This is a genomic window from Mesorhizobium sp. B4-1-1, assembly GCF_006439375.1.
Classification (GTDB): domain Bacteria; phylum Pseudomonadota; class Alphaproteobacteria; order Rhizobiales; family Rhizobiaceae; genus Mesorhizobium.
In genome coordinates this window covers 134,081-158,127 of the sequence record NZ_VFTH01000017.1, presented here as the reverse complement: position 1 = coordinate 158,127, position 24,047 = coordinate 134,081, and the positions used below count along the sequence as shown (strand labels likewise).

Genomic DNA, 24,047 nt, shown 5'->3' with positions numbered 1-24,047 from the left:
ACTATCGAGGCAGCCGAATGCAGCAACTACTTCGCAAACTCCGGATACGCATCCGTCAAAACGTGAAAGACTCTAGCGCTTGAAATGGAGAGGAGACGACCCAGGGGCCGCGCGAAGTCGGCGCGAAGTCAGGTTGTGCCGATTTCGGGTCGGCCGGCGCGCCCATGAGGTCGCCAAAACAAAAAGACCGGCCAGAGGCCGGTCCTTGAAACGTCATGAACCGTGGAAGCTTCTCAGCTTTCCTTCGGCTCCAGAATCTGGCGGCCGCGATACATGCCGGTCTTCAGGTCGATATGATGCGGGCGGCGCATTTCGCCGGAATTCTTGTCCTCGACATAGGTCGGGGCCTTGAGCGCGTCGGCCGAGCGGCGCATGCCGCGCTTCGACGGAGAGGTTTTTCTTTTTGGAACGGCCATGGATATGCTCCACTACATGGTCAAAATGCCCCGACAACCCTCGCGAAAGGGCCGCATCGAGGCCATAATCTGAGAAAGTCGGGTGCCTATACACGCCTTGCGCCGTTTTGGCCAGCGCCGGCCGCGAATTTTTTTGAGCCGGCGGCGCTTCGCTTGGATCGCGACGCCGTTTCGTTGAAACGCCGTCATGATCCAAGTCTTCGTTGGGAGCGTGGTCTTTTCCGAAAACCGGTTCCCACCTTTCGGGATCACGCTCTAATCCAGGCAGCCCACATAAGCGCCGGATCGACTCGCGCGCCGCTCGATCAGCGAGGCCAGCCGCCGCAGGCCCGGCCCCGGCTTGGCGGGATTGCGCGCGATCGGGTTGGGCAGGCTGACGGCCAGCAGCGCCGCCTGCCTTCGCGACAACTGCTTGGCCGAGACGCCGAAATGGTGTTGGGCGGCTGCCTCGATGCCGTAGATGCCCGGCCCCCATTCGGCGATGTTGAGATAGATCTCCATGATCCGCCGCTTCGACATCACCGCATCGAAATAGACGGCCAGCGGCAGCTCGACGACCTTGCGCACGCTGCCCAATGGCCGCGACCACAGGAAAAGGTTCTTCACCGTCTGCATGGTGATGGTGGAGGCGCCGCGCGTCGCCTCGCCGGCCAGCGCGTCGTCGACCACGCCGCGCAATTCGCCGAGATCGACGCCGCGGTGGAAGCAGAACTGCCCGTCCTCCGACATGATCACCGAATGCGCCAGCACCGGCGCCACGTCGTCGATCGACACCCAGCGCCGGTCGTAGCCGGAAAAAGTCACGAGGTCCTTCAGCATCAGCGTCGAGACCGGATGCACGAAGGACGGCAGATAAAGGAAGGTGAGCACGACCGGGATGGCCGCCAAAACGATGGCGATGACCAGGCAACGCCGGCCAAGCCGCTTGAGACCGGCGCGGTTCAGGCGCCGACGTCGCGCCATGTCCAGCCCTTCGCTTTCATATTCGACGATCGGTTCCGTCAAGCCGCCCCACCCGTGCCTCGCCTCCTCCGGCATAAAGGCGCGAGCCTGCTTGCGCAATGTCTGAGTGTCGGCTACCGCTCCGGCCATGAGCAAAGACGACCAGATCGCCTTCGAATCCGCGCTTTTCATGCGTGCCGCTGCGGTCGAGACCGAGCTACGGCGGATCCTCGACGCGCGTCCGCTCACCGGCGAGATCGCGCGGCCTGGGCGCCTGATGGCGGCGATGCGCCACGGCGTGCTCAACGGCGGCAAGCGGCTGCGGCCTTTTCTGGTCCTGGAAAGCGCCGCGCTGTTTTCGACCGAGAACGAGGCCGCACTCCGCGTCGCGGCGGCGCTGGAATGCGTGCATTGCTATTCGCTGATCCATGACGACCTGCCGGCCATGGACGACGACGATTTACGGCGCGGCCAGCCGACGGTGCACAAGGCGTTCGACGAGGCGACCGCGATCCTCGCCGGCGACGCGCTGCTGACTTTGGCCTTCGATATCATCACCGACGAAGCGTCCGTGCTGTCGGCCGAGCGCCGCGCCACCCTCGTTCTCGCACTTGCCCGCGCGGCCGGCGCCGGCGGCATGGTCGGCGGCCAGATGCTGGACCTCGAAGCCGAGCGCGAACGGCCGGACGAGGCGGGCATCATCACGCTGCAGGCGATGAAGACCGGCGCGCTGATCCGCTTCGCCTGCGAGGCCGGCGCGATCGTCGCCGGCGCGCCGCCAGCCGACCGCGAGAGGCTGGCCGAGTTCGGCTCGGCGATCGGCCTTGCCTTCCAGCTCGCCGACGACCTGCTCGACCTGACGGCGGACGCAAAGCAGATGGGCAAGGCGACGAACAAGGACGCTGCCGCCGGCAAGGCGACGCTTGCCGCGCTGCACGGCCCCGCCTGGGCGCGCGGCCAGCTCCACGGCCTTATCGACCAGGCGCACGCGCTGCTCGAGCCCTTTGGCGAGCAGGCGGAATTGCTGAAAGCCGCCGCGACGTTCGTGGCGACGCGAAGCAGCTGAGAGCGGCCGGTTTGTGCCCGGGCCGGCGATGCTCTAAATGTGATCCGGCGGATTCCTACCTCTACCAGGCAAAAATGCGGTCTGATTTGAACAGGCGAGCCACTGTGGCGCGGCCAGCGCGGTCAGCCGCCCGATCAGTCCTGATCCCCTGCAAGACGGCCCTTTGTCCTCAATGGCACCACATTTGCACCGGTCGGCCGGTCTGCCTCCGCGCCCTGCGCGGCGGCCGTCATATCGGCTCGCGGCAAATAGATCGTCACGGTTGTGCCCTTGCCGACTTCGCTGTCGATCGCGACCGCGCCGCCGGACTGCTGCGCGAAACCGTAGACTTGTGCGAGGCCGAGACCTGTGCCCTTCTCGGGCCCTTTGGTCGTGAAGAACGGCTCGAAAACCTGCGGAAGCACGTCTGGCGCAATTCCGATGCCTGTGTCGGCCACCCTTAGCACGACGAATTCACCTTGCAGTCCGGCTGCATTGTCGTTGCTCGATAACAGCGCGTTCTCCGCCGTGATCGTTACCAGGCCACCGTCAGGCATGGCGTCCCGCGCGTTGAAGGCGATATTGACGAGGCCAAGCTCCAGTTCGCCGGGGTCGACCTTCACCGGCCAGGTTTCGGGTCCGATAGCGGCGACCAGCTTCACCGATTTGCGCATGGAACCCGCTACCATTCCGCGAACGGCTTCCACCCGCTCCGCCAGCGATACGACCTCGTAACGAGCAGACTGCTTGCGCGAGAAGGCCAGCAACTGGCGTGTCAATGCGGCGCCGCGCTGGAGTGCAAGTTCCACGGATTCGGTCGCCCGCTTCATTTCGGGATCGGTGCCGACTTTCTTCCCCAGGCGAACATAGCTTTCGACCACCGTCAGAAGGTTGTTGAAATCATGCACGATGCTGCCGGTCAGTTGACCGAGCGCATCCATTTTCTGAGTATGGACGCGTTGCGCTTGCGCCTGCCGGAGTGCGACCTCCGCATCGCGCCGATCTGTTATGTCGCGCGTGATCTTGGCGAAACCGATCAGCTCCCCTCGCTCGTCGCGGATCGGATCGATCACGACATTCGCCCAGAACAGCGTCCCGTCCTTACGGACGCGATGGCCCTCGGTTTCGAAGCGTCCATCCCGCGTTGCCGTATAGAGCGCGCGGCTAGGTAAACCGGCGGCACGGTCGTGCTCCGTGTAAAAACGTGAGAAGTGCTGACCGATGATTTCTTCGGCCGTATAGCCCTTGATACGCTCCGCACCGGTGTTCCAACTGGTCACCAGCCCGTTGGGATCAAGCATGAAAAGCGCATAGTCGGTCACGCCGCTCACCAGCAGGCGGAACTGGCGCTCGCTTTGACGCAAAGCTTCGTGCGCCGCACGGCGTTCGGTGATGTCGCGCGTAACCTTGGCGAATCCTTCGAGCTGCCCGGCATCGTTGCGGATCGGTGTAACGACAACCGATGCCCAGAAACGGCTGCCATCCTTGCGTACGCGCCAGCCCTCGCCTTCATACCGACCGTTCTGCATGGCTGCTTCGAGGACGCGGAGCGGCGTGCCTTTTGCCCGTTCCTCGCGCGTGTAAAATTTCGAGAAGTGCTGGCCGACGATTTCCTCGGCGGTGTAGCCTTTGAGCCGCTCGGCGCCTGCGTTCCAGTTGGTGACCATGCCGCTTGGATCGAGCATATAGATGGCATAGTCGGTCACGCCGTCGACAAGGATACGAAAGCGCCGCTCGCTCTGCAGCAGCGACTGATGCGCGGCAACGCGCTCGGTGATGTCTCGCGTGACCTTCGCGTAACCCAGAAGAACGCCGTTGCGGTCCAATACCCGTTGAACAACGCCGTTCGACCAGAACCTGGTCCCGTCCTTGCGCACCCGCCAGGCTTCTGCCTCGTATCTTCCCTCCGCCTTTGCCTCGGCAAGCATCTTGTCCGGGACGCCGTTCGCCTGATCTTCGACTGTGAAAAACCGGGAAAAATGTTGCCCCAGGATCTCCGAAGCCGCGTAGCCCTTTATTTTTTCGGCGCCGGCATTCCAGCTGGTGATGAAGCCATCTGCATCAAGGGTGTAGATCGCATAGTCGGCGACAGCATCGATGAAGAATTCGAGGCGATGGCTGTCGGAAAGATGTTGCGCGTCGGTTGTGGTCAATGGCATTGTCGGACTCGCGTTCTACGCTCGCATTAAGCAGTTCGTCCGGTAACGCGTCCGCAACATAGGCGCGCCCACCCCGGCATAGCAACAAGCTTGGACCAATGGCGACATATTCACCCGCTCTCGCGACCAATCTCAGAAACCTCGACCATTTATACAGCTTTGCTCCGGAAAACGAACCCGGAGATGACGAGGAAAATTCCCTCTCTCACGAGCTCGGCTCCGCCGAGCATGACGAACTCCCGTATAAAGTCGAGTTGTGGAACGCCGCCAAGAATGGCGTCGAACAAATTCTTGCTGTCACGGCAAACGCCAGCATTGGCTACGCCGCTTATTATGCGGCGACGCGTGAGCATCCGGACCGTTACGTCACTTTGCGGCACAAGAACAATTTCGTTTCGAGATGGAACGGTCCGACGAATTAGGCCGAGGCCTGTCTATGACACGGAGCGCCAACACTTCCCGTTCGGCTGAAGCACTGCCCTATCGCATCGAACTCTGGCACGCCGAAAGCCATGAGATCGTTGAACGGATTCTCGCACGCGCCGTTACGGCCCAGCTTGCCCGCGCTATTTTTCAAGCCGCAAGGGACGAGCACCCTCAGCGGCGGATCACGCTGCGCAAGGGAAACCGAATCCTCTCCGATACGTCGGATTGACGATCTGCCGTTAGGCTTCCAAAACACTGCCTGGAATGCGCAAGGCGCTCGGCGTAAAGCTCCGCACTGGACCGGCATCATAGACGATCGGCGATCTGGCTTGTCGCGAAACCGATACGCCGCATCTGTATCAAAAGCTGTCATCAGGCCCGCCAATTCCTCCAACGAAATCTTAATGTAAATCAAGCGTAATCCCGACCATTAAAATTGTGCGTATGTGTTGGGGTTGCGCATGCCGGAATATTCTTCCTTCCTCCGGTCGATCCGGATCCGCTACATTTCGGGACTGCTTGTCTTCGCGCTGGCCTCTGCCGCCGTCATGTTCGCGCTCAACCGTGTGAATTCGTACCGTCACGAGGTCGATGCCCTCAGCGGCAATTTCGTCATCTTCGCCCGCGACCTGCGCAACGCCACCAATTTCGCCGAGACGACCGGCACCGCCTGGCGCAGCGAGACGCGCGACGCCTTGACGACCGCCGCGCGCGGCCATTCCGAACGCCTGACGGGCGAGATCGGCATCTTGAACGCCCAGCTCGCCGCGATCAGGCCGCGCCTGTCGAAGAGCACCGTCAACGCATTGGACACCGCTTCGGTCAATGACGACCTGTTCTGGTCGGCGCGCGATATGGTGCGCAATTTCAACCTGATGGCGGTCGCCCAGAAGGTCGACGAGTGGAGCTACCGCGAAATCCGCAACCAGAACGACCTTTTCGCCCAGCCGATGCTGGTGAAGGTGCGCACCGCGCTCGACGAGGAGCGCCGCCTCGCCGATGCTTCCAACGACCGGCTGCTCCTGTGGGCGAGCGGCCTGCTGTTCGCAGTGCTCTCCATCGCCGCGGCTCTGATATTCCGGCCGATGGAGAATGCGATCCGCCGCGCTTTCGCCGAGACCGCCGCATCTCTGTTCAAGGCCGAGGCCGCCGACCGCGCCAAGTCCGAATTCCTCGCCAATATGAGCCACGAGATCCGCACGCCGATGAACGGCGTGCTCGGCATGGCCGAACTGCTCGCCAAGACGGAGCTTACGCCGCGCCAGAAGACCTTCACCGACGTCATCGTCAAATCCGGCAACGCGCTGCTGACCATCATCAACGACATCCTCGATTTCTCGAAGATCAATGCCGGCCAGCTGACGCTCGACCCCGCCCCCTTCCGCCTGGCGGAAGCGGTCGAGGATGTGGCGACGCTGGTATCGGCACGCGTTGCCGAAAAGAACCTCGAGCTCATCGTGCGCGTCGACCCGCGCCTGCCGGCCTTCGTCGTCGGCGATGCCGGGCGCTTCCGGCAGATCGTCACCAACCTGCTCGGCAACGCCGTGAAGTTCACCGAGAAGGGCCATGTCCTGGTCGATGTCGGCGGCGATGTCGTCGACGGCGTGGTCCAGCTCAAGGTCCGCGTCGAGGACACCGGCATCGGCATTCCGGCCGAAAAACTGCAAAGCGTGTTCGAGAAATTCGCCCAGGTCGACGGCTCCTCGACCCGCCGCCATGAAGGTACCGGCCTTGGCCTCGCGATCGGCGCGCGGCTTGTCGACCTGATGGGCGGCAAGATCGGCGTCGAAAGCGAGATCGGCCGCGGTTCCGTGTTCTGGTTCGCCGTGCCGCTGCCGGCGCACGACCAGCAGTCGCGCGACGATTTGGTGCCCGTCGACGTCACCGGCGCCCGGGTGCTGGTCATCGACGACAATCCGGTCAACCGCGAGATCCTGCTGGAGCAGCTCAGAAGCTGGAGCTTCGACTGCGCGGCCGCCGAAAGCGGCGCGGTCGGCCTCGCTTTCCTCGACCGCGCCTGCCAGCTCGGCGCCTCGGTCGACTGCATTATCCTCGATTACCAGATGCCGGGCATGAACGGCGCCGATGTCGCCAGAGCCATCGCCGCCGACACCCGCCTCTCCTCCATCCCGGTCGTGCTGCTGACCTCGGTCGACCAGGTCGATTTCGGCAGGATGGTGATCGATTTCGGCATCGTCGCGCATCTCACCAAGCCGGCGCGTTCGGCGGTGCTGCTGGGCACCGTGATCTCCGCTATCCAGAAGGCGCGCACGCAAGGCGCCAAGGCGCATTTCGTGCGAGAACCGGCCGCGGCGCAGGCGGCTCCGCCAGCCTTCACCGTTATCCGCGGCCCGGCCGTTCCGGTCCTGACCGCGCCGGAATCGACGGCAGCGCCGAGCGGCCCGATCGACATCCTGATCGCCGAAGACAATGACGTGAACCAGCTGGTCTTCGGCCAGATCCTCAACGGTTTCGGTCTCAGCTACCGCATCGCCGGCAATGGCCGCACCGCGGTCGAGATGTACCGCTCGCTGCGCCCGCGCCTGGTGCTGATGGACGTCTCCATGCCGGAGATGAACGGCTATGAGGCGACCCGCGCCATCCGTGCGATCGAACAGCAGAACGGCGATCGCACGCCGATCATCGGCGTCACCGCGCATGCGCTCAAGGGCGACCGCGAAAAATGCATCGAGGCCGGCATGGACGACTATCTGCCCAAGCCTGTCTCGCCCGACCGCCTCGGCGCCAAGATCGGCACCTGGCTCAGCGAGACCGTGGCGGCGAAGACAGCGTAGTCAAATCGCTGCGTCGAGACGATAACGGCGCATCCAGTCGAGGCTTGTCTCGTCGGAGAGCTTTGCTACGCCCGGTCTGATGTCATCGGCGTCCGGAGGTGGAGCGCCTAGCGCCTCGCAAATCGAAATCAACGTTGCGGCCGGATCGGCGGCGAGGCGCTCATAGCCGATCCGCAGCGGCGCTATGCCCTGCTGCGCGAACCAGACGTTCCAGGCCGTGTCATAGGCTTCGAGCTCGCTGACTTCATCCCTGATGCGCTCGAAATCATAGCGCGATTCAGCCGGCAGCCCGACCCTTTCGATCTCGGTTCCGTCGGGGGCGATATGCCAGAGGCCGGTCTGCTCCGCCTTGACCAGCGAGACGGCCTGCGCGAGCTTGTCCTCGCGCGAAAGATGCATGTAAAGAACCCGGCCGAAGGCCTTCTCGAAACGCGCCTTGTCTGATGGAAGCCCGGGATGGATCCGGTCGAAGATCGCCGAAAGCTCGTCCAGATTTTCCCGCATCAGGCGCAGGCCGAAGATGCCTGTGCCGCCCTTGCCGGCCTTGATGGCCGCGTTGAGATAGGCGACATCGAAGTCGAGCCCGCTCATCGTGCCGCGGTCGGGCAGGCCCCACTCCTCGCTCCATTCCGGCATGTCCTGCCGGCGATAGAACGAGTGGGGCGCGCCAGTCCTCTTGGTCGATGTCAGCAGATCGCACAGCAAAGTGCTGCCGGTCCGGGGCGTGCCGCAGATGATGTATGCGTCAAACATTTTACCCGCCGCTGCTGGAGCCGGAATGATCCCGGCCGCCTATAGCCGAAATCGCCGTTGGATGCGAAGGGCGCATTCCTGCACGGAAAGCAGGCTGGTATCGACTTCAAGGTCGTAGTGCTGCCCCTCATGCACGCGATCGAACTGCCCGCGTGCGAGGCCAGGCAACCTGTTCCCACGCTCACTTTCGCGGGCTTCGAGCACATCGAGCGGCGCGAACACGCCGACGCGGAAAACCGCGAAATCGGACAGCAATTCCAGATACTGCGCCATTTCGCCGTCAAGCATCACATCGTCGACGATGAGGTTGTTGCCCTGGCGCGCCATCGCAGCGATGGCGTGCCGCATGCCTTGCATGGCCCGCCTCCCGACCGGCCCGGCCGCGATGACGACAGACGGCTTGCCGTCCTCCCAGTTGGTCCTGTAGGCGAAGCCCGGCATGTTCTCCTGCAACGCCTCGGGGAGCATTTCGAGGAAGGCGTCCATCTCGACATGCAGATACGGCTCGGCGGTCATTCCCTGCAAAGCCCTGGCGATCGAGCTTTTGCCGGCGCTGCCGATGCCGTTGAGCAGGACGATCTTGGCTGTCATCTCTTGCCACCCCCTCTGTCTTGGCGTTGGCGTCACCGGTTGCGCAACACCACGCAGGCGCCGCCGACGCTTTGCAGCTTGTTGCAGATACCGTTGGCCTCGCCGCGCGAGTCGGCGCCGATCCTGACCGCATAGATGCCGCGCCGGCCGATCGGCGTACGCACCCGGCTCACCACCGGGTCATGGCTGGCGAGTAGCGCCGGGAACCGGCCCCTGACCCTCAGCCACTGGCCTATCGCCGCCGAGCGGCGGAAATTGCCCGCCACCTGCACACCCCACGGCTTGACGTTGATCGAGGCCATGGCGACGGTCCGCGACATGATCACCGGCAGCCTGCGGCAGGCAACCGCGAAGCTCATCTCCGGGTCGAGCGGCTGGATGGTGCCGGCATAGGATTTGTCCGAGAACTTGTCGACGGGCTCGCCCATGACGTCGAAGACATAGCTTTCCGTCTCCATCGGCAGGAAGCCGCCCGAACTCAGCCAGCGCGACACACGGTTCTCGCCGGCATTGTAGGCCGCCGCCGCGAGCCCGAGATTGCCGTAGCTGACCTTCATCTCGGCGAGATATTTGGCCGAGGCCGGGATGGCCTGCCCGATGTCGAAGGGATCGGCGAGCCCGCGCATCTTGGCGGTGCCCGGCATGAATTGCGCTATGCCTTCGGCGCCGACCGGGCTCACCGCGTTCGGATCGAAGCGGCTTTCCTTCCAGATCAGCCGGGCGAAGAAATCCTTGGGCAGGCCGTTCTGCTGGGCCTGGGCTTCGATCAGATCGCAGACACGGTTGATCAGCCGTTTGGCGGCGGACCGCGACTGCGGTGGGTCGGCGAATGCCTGACCGGAAAGGATCAGCGCGCAGATCAGGATCAGCGTCGCGCGCGGCAAAAGCGGCATCGGCCTACTCGGCCGCTGCTTTGCCGTGTCCGTAGCGCTGCTCGATATAATCGCCGACCATCTTCTCGAAATCCTGCGCGATGGACGGACCGCGCAGCGTCGCCGCCTTCTTGCCGTCGATGAAGACGGGCGCCGTCGGCGTCTCCCCGGTGCCGGGCAGCGAGATGCCGATATCGGCATGCTTGGATTCGCCCGGACCGTTGACGATGCAGCCCATCACCGCGACCTTGAGACTCTCGACGCCGGGATACTTCTCTCGCCACACCGGCATGTTCTTACGGATATCGGCCTGGATGCTCTGGGCGAGCTCCTGGAACACGGTTGACGTCGTGCGCCCGCAACCGGGGCAGGCCGCGACGATCGGCACGAACTGCCGGAAGCCCATGGTCTGCAGCAATTCCTGCGAGACCTGCACCTCGCGGGTGCGGTCGCCATTCGGCTCCGGCGTCAGCGAGATGCGGATCGTGTCGCCGATGCCCTGCTGCAGGAGGATGCCCATGGCGGCTGAAGAGGCGACGATGCCCTTGGTGCCCATGCCGGCTTCGGTGAGACCCAGATGCAGCGCATGGTCGGAGCGGGTGGCGAGTTCGGTGTAGACGGCGATCAAATCCTGCACGCCGCTGACCTTGGCCGACAGGATGATCTTGTCGCGGCCGAGCCCGATCTCTTCCGCCATCTCGGCCGACAGGATCGCCGACTGCACGATCGCCTCGCGCGTGACTTCCTGCGCGGTGAGCGGCGAGCCCTTCGCCTGGTTGTCGTCCATCAGCCGGGTCAAAAGCTCCTGGTCGAGCGAGCCCCAGTTGACGCCGATGCGCACCGGCTTGTCGTGTTTGATCGCCATCTCGACGATCGCCGCGAACTGGCGGTCCCTCTTGTCCTTGAAACCGACATTGCCGGGATTGATGCGGTATTTGGCCAGCGCCTCGGCGCAGGCCGGGTGATCGGCGAGCAGCTTGTGGCCGATATAATGGAAGTCGCCGACCAGCGGCACGTCGATGCCGAGCCTCAGCAGCCGCTCATGGATGCGCGGAACCGCCGCCGCACTCTCGTCGCGGTCGACCGTGATGCGCACGATTTCCGAGCCGGCACGGTGCAGCGCCGCAACCTGGGCGACGGTCTGGTCGATATCGGCGGTGTCGGTGTTGGTCATCGACTGCACGACGACCGGCGCGCCGCCGCCGACCATCACGCCGCCGACGGATACGCCGACCGACTGGCGCCGCGGGAAGGGAGAAGAAAAATATCCGGTCATGCCGGCCGCCTTCATCTGGGATGTTCCGGGCATGAGGTGGCGGAGCAAAGATGGCTTGTCAATGGCAAGCGGCAGCCAAGGCTTGCAAATCGGTGACCGCGATCGACGGCCGCAGGGCTCATGTAAAACCCTCCGGCTGCAAGATCTACACAAAACGGCCTGGTGATTCAGTAAAAACCAACAAGCCGGCGGCATATCTTGCCACCGGTAGGTTGGCACCGCAGCTGCTGCGGTGATGTTTGCCTAGGGCATATTCAGTGTGTCGTAGGGCTCCCCTTCAGCTTTTCAATCTCGTCCTTGATTGCCAGCTTGCGTCGCTTGAGATTCACGATTTCGAGGTCGTCCACCGAAGGATGGTTCATCGCATCGGTGAGCTCGCGCTCGATGTCACCGTGTTTCCGCTGCAACTCATCAAGATGGGATGCAAGAGACATGATTGGTTCTCCCTTTCATGGTTTCCTCGATTGCAGCCGTCGCGGTCGCCTTCACCGCAGATTGCGACTGTGACGGCACCATGACAGTTTGCCACCAACCGATCTCGATGTCGAATGCCACGTGGTAGCATTCCACGACAAAGTGAAATGTGGTAAGGGCTGCGCGCCGGTCACAAACCCGCAAGTCACGGCCCCGCCCAAACAGCCCGATTGGGCGATGCACACGCAGACGGTAGATAATGTCCGAACAGGAACAGGCTGAAATACGCCTTGAATATTCCCGGCTCAAACAAGAACACGCCGATTTCGACGCCGCCATCAACGCGATGATCGCCACCGGCTGCGACCCGCTTCAGGTCCAGCGCATGAAGAAGAAGAAGCTGATGCTGAAAGACCGGCTGTCGGCGCTGGAAGACCGCATCATCCCCGACATCATCGCTTAGGAGCCGACGCGGGGTCGCGGCCGGGAGGCCACGGGCCGTGCGGCCAGCGGGAGAGCGCATCCACCACATCCTTGCGGCTGTCGGCGAATTCCGCTAAGGCGCGCCTTTGCCGCCGCGGAGCCACACCTTGACCGATCAGCGTGCCGACGTCGCCATCATCATGGGCAGCCAGTCCGACTGGGCGACGATGCGCCAGGCCGCGGAGACGCTGGAGGCGCTGGGCATCCCGCACAGAAGGCTGATCGTCTCGGCGCACCGCACCCCCGACCGCCTCTATGAGTTCGCCAAGGGCGCCAAGGCCGCCGGCTACAAGGTCATCATCGCCGGCGCCGGCGGTGCGGCGCATCTGCCGGGCATGACGGCGGCGATGACGCCTCTGCCGGTCTTCGGCGTTCCGGTCGAGTCCAAGGCGCTTTCGGGCCAGGACTCGCTGCTTTCCATCGTGCAGATGCCGGCCGGCATCCCGGTCGGCACGCTGGCGATCGGCAAGGCGGGCGCCGCCAATGCCGCCCTGCTCGCCGCGGCGGTGCTGGCGCTCAACGACGACAAGCTCGCCGCCCGGCTCGATGCCTGGCGCTCGGCGCAGACCGCCAAGGTCGCCACCGAGCCGACGGACGCGCCGTGAGCCTGGCTCCTGGATCGACCATCGGCATCATCGGCGGTGGCCAGCTTGGCCGCATGCTGGCGATGGCCGCGGCGCGCCTCGGCTACCATATCGTCGTGTTGGAGCCCCAGCCCGACTGCCCGGCCGCGCAGGTCGCCAACCGGCAGATCGTCGCCGCCTATGACGATCCGGCAGCGCTCGCCGAACTGGCCGCCGCCAGCGCCGTCGTCACCTATGAATTCGAGAACGTCCCGGTCGCCGCCGCCGCAACGCTGGCGGCAAAAGTGCCGGTCTATCCGCCGGCACGCGCGCTCGAAGTCGCGCAGGATCGCGTCACCGAGAAGAGCTTCCTCAACGGCATCGGCATCCCGACGGCGGCATTCCGCCCGGTCGACAATGACGACCAGCTGACCGAGGCCCTCAAGACATTCAACGGCAGCGGCGTGCTCAAGACCCGCCGCATGGGCTATGACGGCAAGGGCCAGCGCGTCTTCCGCAACATGGAAACGGCCGGCTTTGCCGGCGTCTGCGAGGCGATGGGCAATGTGCCGCTGATCCTGGAATCGCTCGTCGCTTTCGAGCGTGAGATTTCGGTGATCGCCGCGCGAGGCCTCGACGGAACCATCGCCGCCTTCGATCCGGCCGAAAACGTCCACCGCGAAGGCATATTGCGCAGCTCGACCTTGCCGGCCGCCATCCGCCCGCAAACGGCCGCCGCCGCCAAGGACGCAGCCGCGAAAATCCTGTCCGCGCTCGATTATGTCGGCGTCATCGGCGTCGAGTTCTTCATGCTTGCCGACGGCTCGCTTCTGGCCAACGAGCTGGCGCCGCGCGTGCACAATTCCGGCCACTGGACGGAGGCCGCCTGCGTCGTCTCGCAGTTCGAGCAGCATATCCGCGCCGTCGCCGGCCTGCCGCTGGGCTCGCCCGCCCGGCATTTTGACTGCGTGATGGAAAACCTGATCGGCGACGATATGCTGAAGGTACCGGCGCTGCTCGCCGAACCCGACCTCATGCTGCATCTCTATGGCAAGGCCGAATCACGCCCCGGCCGCAAGATGGGCCATTTCACGCGGATTCGACGCCCGGGCTAAGCTCGCGCCCTATTGCATATCCTGGTCGCCGTCGCTCCCATCCGAGCCGGCGCAGCTCGGATCGCTCAGCTTGCAGTTGGCGTCGGACATGAGCTGCTTTATGCGCTGGTTGGTCAGCTCCGTCAGGCACTCCGAAACCTCCATCGGCTGGATGGAGCCGCCCGCGCTGTCGGCGGTCGAATAGGCGCATTCGGCGTCGCGAAAGGCGATCCAGGCGCGTTGCGCGGTCTGCAGCAATTTGTTGGCCTTCTGGTCATTGTCGCCGACAAGTTCCTTGTACGCGGCGTTGAGCTTGGCATCGGCGGCCTGGTAGTCGGCATCGGCGCAAATATTCAGCATCGACTGACTGTCGTCGTTGCGGTCGCAATCTTCGGCAAAGGCGGCCGGGGCGGTCGCAAGCAGGACCAGACAAGCGGGCAGAAAGAGACGGCGCATGGGGAATCTCCAGTCGCTTGGGCCTGGATCACCATTCCAGTCGCCCCACCATTCCAGTCGGCCTTGAGTCGCGCAATGCCGCGCCGCGCGGATGGCGAATATTTGATATGCCGCGCCACTTGTGGCATTCGGACATCGTCACGTGGTTGACACGGACAACACTCCTCGTTTATGAGCCACCGCAAGTTCAAAGGCGCGCTTTTTCCGGGCGCGCCTTTAAAATTCGGCCCGGGACGGGCCCTGACCGAACAGGCAAGACCATGAAGATCAAGAATTCGCTCAAGGCGCTCAAGGCGCGTCACCGCGACAACCAGCTGGTTCGCCGCAAGGGACGCATCTACATCATCAACAAGACCGCTCCGCGCTACAAGGCGCGCCAGGGCTGAGACTTGCTGCGCGCGGCGCGACCACGCCGCGCCGCTGATGTCGAGTGCGGTTCGCCGGTCCTCTCGCGCTAAAATCACTTTGACGATCCGCCGCCCGGGATTAGATTCCGGCGATGCGGATTCGTTTTGCATTTCTCGCCGCCCTTTTGCTGTCCGGCACAGCTTTGCCTGCAGGGGCAGAAACGGTGCCAGGCGCGCTGCCTCCAGATGCCTCGCCACCCGCCGCCACGCCGCCGCCGGCCGCTCCGACCAAGCAGGGTCGCCTCGACCAGCTCTTCACCGAGCTGAAGCGCGAGCGCAACGAGAAGGCGGCCGAGCGCATCGCTGGCCGTATCTGGAACGAGTGGAACCAGTCCGGTAGCGCCTCGATAGACCTGATGATGCAGTGGGCGCAAAAGGCGACGGAAGACCAGAAGTTCGACGTCGCGCTAGACTTCCTCGACCAGGTGCTGACCCTGCAGCCCGATTATGCCGAAGGCTGGAACCGGCGCGCCACCGTTCATTTCATGATGAAGAATTACGGGAAGTCGATGGCCGACATCGACCGCACCTTGCAGCTCGAGCCGCGCCATTTCGGCGCGCTCTCGGGGCTGGCGCAGATCATGGCCGAAACCGGCCACAAGCAGTCGGCGCTGGAAGCCTGGCAGAGGGTGCTCACCATCTACCCCATGATGCGCAGCGCCCAGAACCAGGTCTCGACGCTCTCGGAAGAGCTGGCCGGCGAGGGGATCTAGGCAATAGGAATTGGGCAGTAGGCAGTAGGGAAAGAGAACTGCCTACTGCCCACTGCCTACTGCCTACTCCCTACTGCCTACTGCCTGAACCAAACTTCCTCCCCACCCGTATTTCCCCCCATGAACCTCATCTGCGCCGCCCTCCTCTTCCTCGTCGCGCTTTTCCTTGCCCTCGCCGGTATCACCCGCGCCGGCGTCTGGTCGATCGGGCGCCGCAATCCACCCGTCGGCGGGTTCGCCGAGATCAACGGCACGCGCATCCACCACGTCCATATCCCGGCGCCGGCCGGCGCCGATCTGTCGCCGGTCGTCTTCATCCATGGCGCCAGCGCCAATCTGAAAGACCAGATGCTGCCGCTGAAGCCACTGCTCGAGGGACGCGCCGAGATGCTGTTCCTCGACCGTCCGGGTTTCGGCTGGTCGCAGCGTGGCGATAATGAAACGCTTGTCGCGCAGGCGGACACCATTGCCGCGCTGATGGACCGCCTCGGCATCGCAAAAGCGGTCATCGTCGCCCATTCCTTCGGCGGCGCGATCACCACGGCCTTCGCCCGCCAGCATCCGGACAAAACGCTCGGCCTCGTCTTCCTGGCTCCCGCCACGCATCCCTGGCCGGGCGGCGCGACCGCCTGGTACTACAAGCTCACCGCCATGCCGGCGATTGGCTGGCTGTTTTCCGAAACGCTCGCTTATCCGGCCGGCATGCTGCGGATCGGCGATGCCACCGCTTGTGTCTTCTCGCCCAACAAACTGCCGGACTTCTATATCGACAACACCTCGATCCCACTGGTGCTGCGGCCGTCCGCCTTCCGCGCCAACGCCCGCGATGTCGCCCAGCTCTATGACTATGTCCGCGCCGCCTCGCCCGCTTATCGCGAGATCAAGGCGCCGACGGTCGTGATATCGGGCGATCGCGACAAGGTGGTCTACGCAACGATCCATTCCGTCGGCCTCGAGCGCGACATTCCCGGCGCCGAACTGGTCTGGGTCCACAATCTCGGCCACAAGCCGGACTGGATCGCGTCCGACCTCGTGGTCGGCGCAATCAAGAAGGTTGCCGGTGCGCCGGTAGACTTGCAGGCAATGGCAAGAACGGTGGAAGGCCGGATCGCCGGCGACGCCTATAACGACGGCAAATGCCCCGACATCAAAGTGCCCGACGCCGAGCTCGCGCCGACCTGATTTTTGGGAAATTAGCTCCTGAATGCTACGGCGGAGACGGTTAGGTGTGTCGAGATTCAGGTCAGGTAGAGTCGAAAGTAGTGGCTTCCGAGAACCGGAGCGGAGCGTACTTTAAGTACGTGAGCACCGGAAGCGCAGGTAGCCGCTACTCGCAGGCCGGCCTCACCTGAATATCGGCATATCTAATGCGCGTCCGATCCCAGATACGCTATCCGCAGCATATTGGTCGAACCGGGCGTCCTGAGCGGCACGCCGGCCGTGATGATCACCCGGTCGCCCGGCTTGCCGAAGCCTTCTTCCAGCGCGATCCGGCAGGCCCGGTCGACCATGTCGTCGAGGTCGGTGGCATCCGGCGAGACGACGCAATGCGTGCCCCACAGCAGCGACAGGCGACGCGCTGTGTTGAGGATCGGCGACAGCGCTACGATCGGCACCTGCGGGCGCTCGCGCGCGGCGCGGAGCCCAGTGGTGCCCGATGCGGTGTAGGAGATGATCGCCGACAGTTTCAGCGTCTCGGCGATCTCGCGCGCGGCCAGCGAAATGGCGTCGGCCCCGGTGGCCTCGGGCTCCGAGCGCTGCGCGTTGATGATGCCGGCATAAGTCGGGTCGGCTTCGACCTTGGTGGCGATGCGGTTCATCATGGCGACCGCTTCGACCGGATAGGCGCCGGCCGCGGATTCGGCCGAAAGCATGATCGCGTCCGCGCCTTCGAAGACGGCGATCGACACGTCGGAGACCTCGGCGCGGGTCGGCACGGGCGCGGTGATCATCGATTCCAGCATCTGCGTGGCGATCACCACCGGCTTGCCGGCGCGGCGCGCCGCGCGCGTGATCTGCTTCTGGATGCCAGGCACCGCTTCGATCGGCATCTCGACGCCGAGATCGCCGCGGGCGACCATCAGCGCGTCGGAAAGCTCGATGATTTCGGGGAGCCGGGCCACCGCCTGAGGTTTCTCGATCTTGGCCATGATCAGCGCGCGGCCGCGCGCGATCTTGCGGGCCTCCGCCAAATCCTCCGGCCGCTGCACGAAGGACAGCGCCACCCAGTCGACGCCGGTGGCGAGCACCGCATCGAGATCGGCGCGGTCCTTCTCGGTCAGTGCGCCGACCGGCAGGTCAGTGTCGGGCAGGCTGACGCCCTTCTTGTCGGAAATTCCCGAGCCGGCGACGACCGTGCAAGTGATCGACTTGCCGTCGCTCTTGACCGCCTTCAGCTCCAGCTTGCCGTCGTCGATCAAAAGTCGATGACCGGCCTCGACCGAGCTCAGAATTTCGGGATGCGGCAGGAAGACACGGCTGGAATTGCCGGCCTCCGGATTGTTGTCGAGCGTGAATGTCTGCCCTGGAGTCAGCGCTTCCTTGACGTTGGCGAACTTGCCGACCCTGAGCTTCGGGCCCTGCAGGTCGGCGAGGATGCCGATCGGCCGGCCGACGGCTTCCTCGACGGCGCGGATGCGGCCGACCAGCGTGCGCATCAGCTCGTGGTCGGTATGGCTCATATTGATGCGGAAGACATCGGCGCCCGCTTCGAAAAGCTTCTTCAGCATCTCCTCGGAGGAGGAAGCCGGACCGATGGTGGCGAGGATCTTGACCTTGCGGTTACGTCTCATTGACTGTTTGTTCCCGGAGCGGGGGCCGCTGCTGGCGCGCCTCCCGTTGCGGGCTCGTCGGTCAGCTGGACCATCCAGCTGGCCTGCTCGCCCGTGTCATATTCCTGAAATCCGGCGCGCTGGAAGCCCCGGGCGACGCAATCATTCACGCCGGCGATCTTGAACTCTTTTTCGGCGACGCACATGTTGATCGGGCCGTCCCAGCGCCCGCCGCGTTCGGCGTCTTCTGCATAAAGATAATAAAACCTTGATGACAGCGGACCTTCGATCAGCGTCTTGCAGGTCGATCCTTCGATGTGCCACCAGCCCTCGGTGATCCAGCCGGCCTTGGCGCGATAGCCGATGCCGACGCCCACCAGATTTTGCGTTGCGTTGCAAACGCGGAAGTCGGCCCGGGCCGGCGAGGTCGCGGCTATCGCGAAAAATCCCGCGCCGATGATCAGCAACGGCACGGCCAGGCGCTTGCGCAACCGGCCGGCAAAACCCATCGCAGATCCCCTTGCGAACCACATTTGCATCTCTCGACGCCCCTTTTCAGCAAACTCCGGTCGCATGTCAACGCGCCGTTTTGTCCAATTCCAATCGATTTAGAAGGGCCCGTTGCGCAAATTCTCCCCGCGCCGGGGAATGTTTGCAGAAACCTTGGCCAAACAACGGCATTGCGCCGGCGTCCTCTTCGTGGAATGACGATAGCACATCGCAGCCGCCATCCCCTTTTCAGCCGATGACCCGATCCACAGTTTTCACGCCGTTCGACATTGTCGAGGGCGACCGCAAGAAAGGCGTCGTGCTTCTGGCCGATCACGCCCGCCGCGACCTGCCGGAGGACTATGGCAGTCTCGGTTTGCCGGCGTCCGAATTCGATCGTCACATCGCCTATGACATCGGCGTCGAGACGGTGACGCGCGAGCTCGCAGCAATGCTCGACGTGCCGGCGGTGCTTGCCGGTTTCTCGCGGCTGCTGATCGACCCCAACCGGGGCGAGGACGATCCGACCATGATCCGTCAGCTCTATGACGGGACCGTGGTGCCGGGAAATTATCCGATGGCCCGGGAGGAACGCGAGCGGCGGCTCGACCGCTTCTACCGGCCCTACCATGACGCCGTCGGCGCAATGATCGCCTCCGTCGCGCACGCCTCGGGCAAGGCGCCGTTCATCTTCTCCGTGCATTCCTTCACGCCGGTGATGCAGGGTTTTGTCCGCCCCTGGCATGTCGGCGTGCTGTGGGACCGCGACGACCGCGTGGCGCGGCCGCTGATCGACACGCTGGCCGAGGATAAGTCCCTCGTCATCGGCGACAACGAACCCTATGACGGCGCGCTGCGCGGCGACACCATGTTCCGCCATGCCATCGCCAACGGCTACGCCCACGCGCTGATCGAGATCCGCCAGGACCTGATCGCCGACCGCGCCGGCGCTCTCGCTTGGGCCGAGCGCCTGGCGCCGATCGTTGACGCTATCGACCGGCGTGCCGATATACACCAGGTGAAGATGTTCGGCTCGCGCACCGGGCCGGTGTGAGAAGGCCGACAGGCCGGGAGTTTCCCCATGACCGAACTCAGCGACGACCAGAAGCGCGATTTCGAGGCAGCCGCCTTCCGCAGGTTGGTGACGCATCTGCGCGAACGCGGCTATATCCAGAACATCGATTTGATGAACCTCGCCGGCTTCTGCCGCAACTGCCTGTCCAACTGGTATCGCGAGGCCGCCGAGGCCGAGGGCGTGGCGCTGTCGAAGGACGCTGCGCGCGAGATCATCTACGGCATGCCCTATGCCGAATGGCAGGCGCTCAACCAGACCGAGGCGTCGGAAGCCAAGAAGGCCGAATTCGAGGCAAGGCGGCCGAAGGATCATTAGGACGCAGGCCGCCCGGGCGTCGTCAGCCTAGGGCGTAGCGACGCGAAGCGGAGCGTAGACCCTAGGATCCATGCCGTTACGCTAAGGCGTTGCAGCGATTACAGAATTCTGCACCGTTGCACTCCATGTGGAGGTCACGGCATGGATCCTCGGGTCTGCGCGCGTCGCTTCGCTCCTGCTCCGCCCGTGGATGACGAACCGGAGGGGCGTTTCGGCCAATCTCCACGGCGGCAGCCCGCCACGAACGAAAACGGCATCGGTCGCGCCCTTGGTCCAAGCGCTTCCTCGACACGGTCCTTGACTGCCGATTGAATCGATCTAATTTGCCGCGCAGAGCCATTTGGCCCAACGGAATCAGACCATGAGCGTGCAAACCACGATGCAGGCCGCGACACGCGGCCGCTGGGCCGTCGCAGGCATTTTCCTCGCCAATGGTTTTCTCACCGGCAGCTGGGCGCCGCAGATCCCGGTGTTCCTTACCCGACTTGACATCACGAGATTCACGCTTGGCCTGCTGATCCTCCTGTTCGGCGTCGGCGCCGTGATTGCCATGACCTGGTGTGGCCATCTCATTTCCAGGCATGGCTCGCGCACCGTGACGCGCTGGTTCGGCATCTGCGGCAGCTTCGGCCTGCTGATCGTGGCGCTCGCGCCCAATGTTCCCTTGGCGGCCATTGCCATGCTCATCTTCGGCGGCTCGATCGGCGGCATGGATGTCGCGATGAACTCCAACGCCGTGGTGGTTGAAAGACGGCTTTCCCGGGCGATCATGTCGTCCTCGCATGGCTTCTGGAGCCTTGGCGGCTTCGCCGGCGGCGCGCTCGGCGGCTATTCGATCCAGAACTACGGGTATCTTCCCCATGCCGTCGTGGTGACGGCGATCGCCTTTGCCATCATCGCCTTCGCCATTCGCTATCTCGTCGCGGAAGACAAACCGCAGGCCGTCGAGCACCAGAAATTCACGCTGCCGCGCCACACGGCTGTCTATCTGGTCGGGCTGATGGCGCTGCTCACTATGATCTCGGAAGGCGCGGTGCTCGACTGGGCGGCGCTCTTCCTGCACCAGGAGCTGGGCGCCGATCTCGCGGTCGCCGGCCTCGCCTACGCCGCCTTTTCCGGAGTCATGGCGCTGATGCGTTTCCTGGGCGATGGCGTGCGCAACCGCTTCGGCGCGGTGGCGACGCTGCGCGGCTCGGCGCTGGTCGCCGCCGCCGGCATGCTGGTCGCCGGTCTCTCGCCCTCGCCTTACCTTGCCATCGCCGCTTTCGCCTTCTGCGGCTTCGGCATCGCCAACATGGTGCCGATCCTCTTTTCGGCCGGCGGCAACCAGGAAAGCATGTCGTCGGGCACCGGTATGAGCGTCGTCACCACCATGGGTTATTCCGGTATATTGGTGGCGCCGTCGGCGATCGGTTTCGTCGCCGAGCATTCGAGCTTCGGGCCGATCTTCGTCGCGCTGTCCGGGCTGCTGGTCATCGTGCTCTTGATGGCCGGGCTCGCTCACCGGGCCGAGTTCGCGCCCGAGCCCATGCCCGCCGAATAGCGTTTCAATTCTTCATGCAGGAAATCCGCCACGCGGCGGATGCGCATGCTGGTGCGCACGTCGCGATGCATGGCAAGCCACACGGGCAGGACCGGCAGTGGCAGGCCAGGCAGCACCATCTCCATCAGCGGGTCCCGCTCCGCCAACGGCTGCTGGCCGAGGCCGATGCCGTTTCCGGCTCGCACCGCCTCCCATAGCACGATCTGGTTGTCGGCGCGGAAGCGAAAACTGCCACGGGTGACGGGGATGCCATGCTGGACAAAGGCCCTGATCATCTCGTCGCTGCGATCGAAGCCGACCAGGGCGTGGTGGACGAGATCGGCGGGACCGAGCGGACGGCCCCGTCTGTCGAGATAGGATATGGCCGCGCAGGCGCAGAGCGAAATATCGCAGACCTTGCGCGCGATCAGTTCGTTTTGCACCGGCTTGACCATGCGAATGGCGATATCGGCATCGCGGCGTAACAGATTCTCGACTTGGTTTGAGGCGACGATTTCGACTTCGACGCCAGGCTCCTCGATGCCGAGCCTTGCCGTCATGTCGGGTAGCACATAGGCCGCCACCACCTCGCTGGCAGCAATGCGCACCGTGCCTTCGATAGCCTCGGCCGAGCCCAGCGCCAGACGTGAAAAAGCGCTGGCCTGCTCGCTGACGACCTTACCTTGCTCGAACAGCGTGGCTCCCGCTTCCGTCAGCGCATAGCCGCTTCGCCCACGCCGGAACAGCGTGACGCCGAGCTCTTGCTCCAACTCCCCGATGTGCCGGCCAAGGGTCGGCTGGCTGGCGGACAGCTTTCGCGCGGCAGCCGAGAGACTGCCCGTTTCCGCGACCGTCACGAAGCTCTTGATCAGATTCCAATCCATATCGGCCATTCAATAATGAATAACAACTCTGCATCCGTGGTCAATTTCAATTCGCCGATGAGGCAATCATATTCGACCTGCAAACACCGATACGGATTGCAACCAACCAACCAGGAGTAACTGACATGACCAAGATCGCACTCGCCGCCGCCGCTCTCCTCATCGCCGCCAGCACCGCTTTTGCCGGCAGCGACAAGTTCGGTTCGAATGACGCCAGCCAGCCGGCGGTCACCGGCACCGACAAGGCACCCACCGCATCAACGAGCAAATCCGAGACGACCGACCAGACGCCGGCGGTCCCGCGCAACAACCGCGACCTCTTCGGCAACCACTGAACGTCCATACCCGAACAACCTCTGAAGCGACGGGCTTGTCCCGTCGCCTCAAACAACGGAGACAGGAAATGACCAAGATCGCAATCCTCGGAGCCAATGGCCGGCTCGGCCGCGTGGTCGGCAAAGCCTTCATCGACGCCGGCTTCGACGTCTGCGCCGTCACCCGCACAGGCAAGGTGCCGGCGGAACTCGAAGGCGCTACCGCTATTGCCGGGGACGCGCTCGACCGCGACTCCCTGATCCGTGCCACGCACGGCGTCGACATCGTCTTCAACGGCCTGAACCCGATCTATACCGATTGGGGCAAGTGCATGCCAATGGCCGAGAACGTCATGGCCGCCTGCCGCAAAAACGGCGCGCTGCATCTCTTCCCCGGCACGGTCTACAATTACGGCTCGCCGATGCCGCAGGTGATCACGGAAGCGACGCCGTTCCATCCGACCACCGAAAAGGGCCGCATCCGCTGCGCCATGGAAGCGCTGTTCCGCGGCGAGGCCGAAGCCGGCCGGGTGCGCACCATTACCCTGCGCGCGGGCGATTTCTTCGGCGGCACCGGCTCAGGCTCCTGGTTCGACCTCGTCGTCGCGGCCAAGATGGAGAAGGGCGTCTACACCGCGCCCGGCCCGGCCGACCTCGTGCATGAATGGGCCTATCTGCCGGACTTCGCCGTCGGCTTCGTCGGCCTGGCGCGCAATCTCGACAAGCTCGGCTTCTACGAGGCCATCAATTTCCCCGGCCATGCCATCACCGACCTCGACATGAAGGCGGCGGCCGAGAAGGCGCTCGGCCGCAAGCTGAAGCTCTCCTTCATGCCCTGGTGGGTGCTACGCGCCGGCAGCCCGTTTGTCGCCATGTGGCGCGAGATCGTCTCGATGTCCTATCTTCGCTTCGAAGCGCACCGGCTGGTTTCGACGCGGCTGGAGGAGGTCATCGGCGAAATCCCGCATACCCCGCTGGACCAGGCGGTGAAGGAGGCCTTGCAGGATATCGGCATTTCCGCCGCGAGTTCGCGCCAGGCCGCCTGATCAGATCCTGCCCATCAACAAGAGTACCAACAGCACGACCAGGATGACGCCGACGATGCCCGAGGGGCCGTAGCCCCACGATCGCGAATGCGGCCATGCCGGCACGGCGCCGATCAGGATCAGGATTAGAATAATTACGAGAATTGTGCCGATCGTCATGAAAAACCCTCGCCGTCTGGTTGAACTTCGAGGGAACAATGTAAAAAGCCGCCCGGGAGTTCCCTGG

At 64.0% G+C, this 24,047-nt stretch carries 28 protein-coding genes; 15 read left to right on the top strand and 13 right to left on the bottom strand.

Features of this window, described 5'->3' with window-relative positions; genetic code table 11:
• Positions 1-233: 233 nt before the first annotated feature.
• The gene (gene rpmF / locus FJW10_RS22635) at positions 234-416 is read right to left on the bottom strand and encodes a 50S ribosomal protein L32 (protein ID WP_140833063.1); all 183 of its coding nucleotides are present in this window, start codon (positions 414-416) and stop codon (positions 234-236) included.
• Positions 417-671: 255 nt separating this feature from the next.
• On the bottom strand, positions 672-1,379 hold the full coding sequence (locus FJW10_RS22630) for a transglycosylase domain-containing protein (RefSeq protein WP_181177625.1): 708 nt from the start codon (positions 1,377-1,379) through the stop codon (positions 672-674).
• A gap of 169 nt (positions 1,380-1,548) precedes the next feature.
• On the opposite strand from FJW10_RS22630, the gene FJW10_RS22625 reads away from it, so the two are divergent.
• A complete protein-coding gene (locus FJW10_RS22625) occupies positions 1,549-2,424 on the top strand; it encodes a polyprenyl synthetase family protein (RefSeq protein ID WP_246674348.1) in 876 nt (291 codons plus the stop codon).
• 134 nt (positions 2,425-2,558) lie between these two features.
• Here FJW10_RS22625 and FJW10_RS22620 read toward each other — a convergent pair whose 3' ends face one another.
• Positions 2,559-4,562, bottom strand: a complete 2,004-nt coding sequence (locus tag FJW10_RS22620) for a PAS domain-containing sensor histidine kinase (protein WP_140901692.1) — start codon at positions 4,560-4,562, stop codon at positions 2,559-2,561.
• 98 nt (positions 4,563-4,660) lie between these two features.
• Between FJW10_RS22620 and FJW10_RS22615 the strand changes: the two genes are divergently transcribed.
• From FJW10_RS22615 to FJW10_RS22605, 3 genes are all read left to right on the top strand, one after another.
• A complete protein-coding gene (locus tag FJW10_RS22615) occupies positions 4,661-4,984 on the top strand; it encodes a hypothetical protein (protein WP_140901691.1) in 324 nt (107 codons plus the stop codon).
• Positions 4,985-4,998: 14 nt separating this feature from the next.
• Positions 4,999-5,217 carry a hypothetical protein gene (locus FJW10_RS22610; RefSeq protein ID WP_140901690.1) on the top strand — a complete coding sequence of 73 codons (219 nt, stop codon included), beginning with the start codon at positions 4,999-5,001 and terminating at the stop codon, positions 5,215-5,217.
• Positions 5,218-5,449: 232 nt separating this feature from the next.
• Entirely contained in the window at positions 5,450-7,783 is a 2,334-nt protein-coding gene (locus tag FJW10_RS22605) for a response regulator (RefSeq protein ID WP_140901689.1), read from the top strand.
• On the opposite strand, the gene FJW10_RS22600 is transcribed toward FJW10_RS22605, so the two are convergent.
• The 5 genes from FJW10_RS22600 to FJW10_RS22580 all read right to left on the bottom strand — a co-directional run bounded on the left by FJW10_RS22600 (position 7,784) and on the right by FJW10_RS22580 (position 11,709).
• Positions 7,784-8,536 carry a Stf0 family sulfotransferase gene (locus FJW10_RS22600; protein ID WP_140901688.1) on the bottom strand — a complete coding sequence of 251 codons (753 nt, stop codon included), beginning with the start codon at positions 8,534-8,536 and terminating at the stop codon, positions 7,784-7,786.
• A gap of 39 nt (positions 8,537-8,575) precedes the next feature.
• A complete protein-coding gene (locus FJW10_RS22595) occupies positions 8,576-9,127 on the bottom strand; it encodes an AAA family ATPase (RefSeq protein ID WP_140901687.1) in 552 nt (183 codons plus the stop codon).
• 32 nt (positions 9,128-9,159) lie between these two features.
• The gene (locus FJW10_RS22590) at positions 9,160-10,020 is read right to left on the bottom strand and encodes a lytic transglycosylase domain-containing protein (RefSeq protein ID WP_140901686.1); all 861 of its coding nucleotides are present in this window, start codon (positions 10,018-10,020) and stop codon (positions 9,160-9,162) included.
• A gap of 4 nt (positions 10,021-10,024) precedes the next feature.
• The gene (ispG, locus tag FJW10_RS22585; RefSeq protein ID WP_140901685.1) at positions 10,025-11,275 is read right to left on the bottom strand and encodes a flavodoxin-dependent (E)-4-hydroxy-3-methylbut-2-enyl-diphosphate synthase; all 1,251 of its coding nucleotides are present in this window, start codon (positions 11,273-11,275) and stop codon (positions 10,025-10,027) included.
• 254 nt (positions 11,276-11,529) lie between these two features.
• A complete protein-coding gene (locus tag FJW10_RS22580) occupies positions 11,530-11,709 on the bottom strand; it encodes a YdcH family protein (protein WP_027166662.1) in 180 nt (59 codons plus the stop codon).
• A 239-nt stretch (positions 11,710-11,948) separates the two neighbouring features.
• Here FJW10_RS22580 and FJW10_RS22575 point away from each other — a divergent pair, with 239 nt between their 5' ends.
• The 3 genes from FJW10_RS22575 to FJW10_RS22565 all read left to right on the top strand — a co-directional run bounded on the left by FJW10_RS22575 (position 11,949) and on the right by FJW10_RS22565 (position 13,850).
• Positions 11,949-12,152, top strand: coding sequence for a DUF465 domain-containing protein (locus FJW10_RS22575; protein WP_140901684.1), 204 nt, complete (start codon positions 11,949-11,951; stop codon positions 12,150-12,152).
• Positions 12,153-12,279: 127 nt separating this feature from the next.
• Positions 12,280-12,777 carry a 5-(carboxyamino)imidazole ribonucleotide mutase gene (purE, locus tag FJW10_RS22570; RefSeq protein ID WP_140833046.1) on the top strand — a complete coding sequence of 166 codons (498 nt, stop codon included), beginning with the start codon at positions 12,280-12,282 and terminating at the stop codon, positions 12,775-12,777.
• Positions 12,774-13,850 carry a 5-(carboxyamino)imidazole ribonucleotide synthase gene (locus FJW10_RS22565; protein WP_140901683.1) on the top strand — a complete coding sequence of 359 codons (1,077 nt, stop codon included), beginning with the start codon at positions 12,774-12,776 and terminating at the stop codon, positions 13,848-13,850. Before purE ends, FJW10_RS22565 begins: the two co-directional genes overlap by 4 nt.
• Before the next feature lie 9 nt (positions 13,851-13,859).
• Here the strand turns inward: FJW10_RS22565 and FJW10_RS22560 are convergent, their stop codons facing one another.
• Positions 13,860-14,285, bottom strand: a complete 426-nt coding sequence (locus FJW10_RS22560) for a lysozyme inhibitor LprI family protein (protein ID WP_140901682.1) — start codon at positions 14,283-14,285, stop codon at positions 13,860-13,862.
• A gap of 260 nt (positions 14,286-14,545) precedes the next feature.
• Here FJW10_RS22560 and ykgO point away from each other — a divergent pair, with 260 nt between their 5' ends.
• The 3 genes from ykgO (at position 14,546) to FJW10_RS22545 (ending at position 16,587) form a co-directional block, all read left to right on the top strand.
• Positions 14,546-14,671 (top strand): type B 50S ribosomal protein L36, encoded by a 126-nt coding sequence (gene ykgO, locus FJW10_RS22555; RefSeq protein ID WP_006203764.1) that lies wholly within the window; start codon positions 14,546-14,548, stop codon positions 14,669-14,671.
• A 113-nt stretch (positions 14,672-14,784) separates the two neighbouring features.
• Complete coding sequence (locus FJW10_RS22550) at positions 14,785-15,405, top strand: hypothetical protein (RefSeq protein WP_140901681.1); 621 nt, start codon at positions 14,785-14,787, stop codon at positions 15,403-15,405.
• 120 nt (positions 15,406-15,525) lie between these two features.
• Complete coding sequence (locus tag FJW10_RS22545; RefSeq protein ID WP_140901680.1) at positions 15,526-16,587, top strand: alpha/beta hydrolase; 1,062 nt, start codon at positions 15,526-15,528, stop codon at positions 16,585-16,587.
• Positions 16,588-16,769: 182 nt separating this feature from the next.
• Here FJW10_RS22545 and pyk read toward each other — a convergent pair whose 3' ends face one another.
• Positions 16,770-18,197 (bottom strand): pyruvate kinase, encoded by a 1,428-nt coding sequence (gene pyk, locus FJW10_RS22540; protein ID WP_140833036.1) that lies wholly within the window; start codon positions 18,195-18,197, stop codon positions 16,770-16,772.
• Positions 18,194-18,751 (bottom strand): DUF1036 domain-containing protein, encoded by a 558-nt coding sequence (locus tag FJW10_RS22535; protein ID WP_181177624.1) that lies wholly within the window; start codon positions 18,749-18,751, stop codon positions 18,194-18,196. The genes pyk and FJW10_RS22535 overlap by 4 nt, the downstream gene beginning before the upstream one ends.
• Positions 18,752-18,921: 170 nt before the next feature.
• On the opposite strand from FJW10_RS22535, the gene FJW10_RS22530 reads away from it, so the two are divergent.
• The 3 genes from FJW10_RS22530 (at position 18,922) to FJW10_RS22520 (ending at position 21,598) form a co-directional block, all read left to right on the top strand.
• Positions 18,922-19,719 (top strand): N-formylglutamate amidohydrolase, encoded by a 798-nt coding sequence (locus FJW10_RS22530; protein ID WP_140901678.1) that lies wholly within the window; start codon positions 18,922-18,924, stop codon positions 19,717-19,719.
• Positions 19,720-19,746: 27 nt separating this feature from the next.
• On the top strand, positions 19,747-20,055 hold the full coding sequence (locus FJW10_RS22525) for a DUF1244 domain-containing protein (RefSeq protein ID WP_140901677.1): 309 nt from the start codon (positions 19,747-19,749) through the stop codon (positions 20,053-20,055).
• 361 nt (positions 20,056-20,416) lie between these two features.
• Positions 20,417-21,598, top strand: a complete 1,182-nt coding sequence (locus tag FJW10_RS22520) for an MFS transporter (protein ID WP_140901676.1) — start codon at positions 20,417-20,419, stop codon at positions 21,596-21,598.
• Here FJW10_RS22520 and FJW10_RS22515 read toward each other — a convergent pair.
• A complete protein-coding gene (locus tag FJW10_RS22515) occupies positions 21,556-22,470 on the bottom strand; it encodes a LysR family transcriptional regulator (RefSeq protein WP_140901675.1) in 915 nt (304 codons plus the stop codon). The two genes, FJW10_RS22520 and FJW10_RS22515, sit on opposite strands and share 43 nt — an antisense overlap.
• A 116-nt stretch (positions 22,471-22,586) precedes the next feature.
• Between FJW10_RS22515 and FJW10_RS22510 the strand changes: the two genes are divergently transcribed.
• Positions 22,587-22,796 (top strand): DUF680 domain-containing protein, encoded by a 210-nt coding sequence (locus tag FJW10_RS22510; RefSeq protein ID WP_140901674.1) that lies wholly within the window; start codon positions 22,587-22,589, stop codon positions 22,794-22,796.
• Positions 22,797-22,864: 68 nt separating this feature from the next.
• Positions 22,865-23,821, top strand: a complete 957-nt coding sequence (locus FJW10_RS22505; RefSeq protein WP_140901673.1) for an SDR family oxidoreductase — start codon at positions 22,865-22,867, stop codon at positions 23,819-23,821.
• Here the strand turns inward: FJW10_RS22505 and FJW10_RS22500 are convergent, their stop codons facing one another.
• On the bottom strand, positions 23,822-23,980 hold the full coding sequence (locus tag FJW10_RS22500; protein ID WP_140901672.1) for a DUF3309 family protein: 159 nt from the start codon (positions 23,978-23,980) through the stop codon (positions 23,822-23,824).
• Positions 23,981-24,047 lie beyond the last annotated feature (67 nt).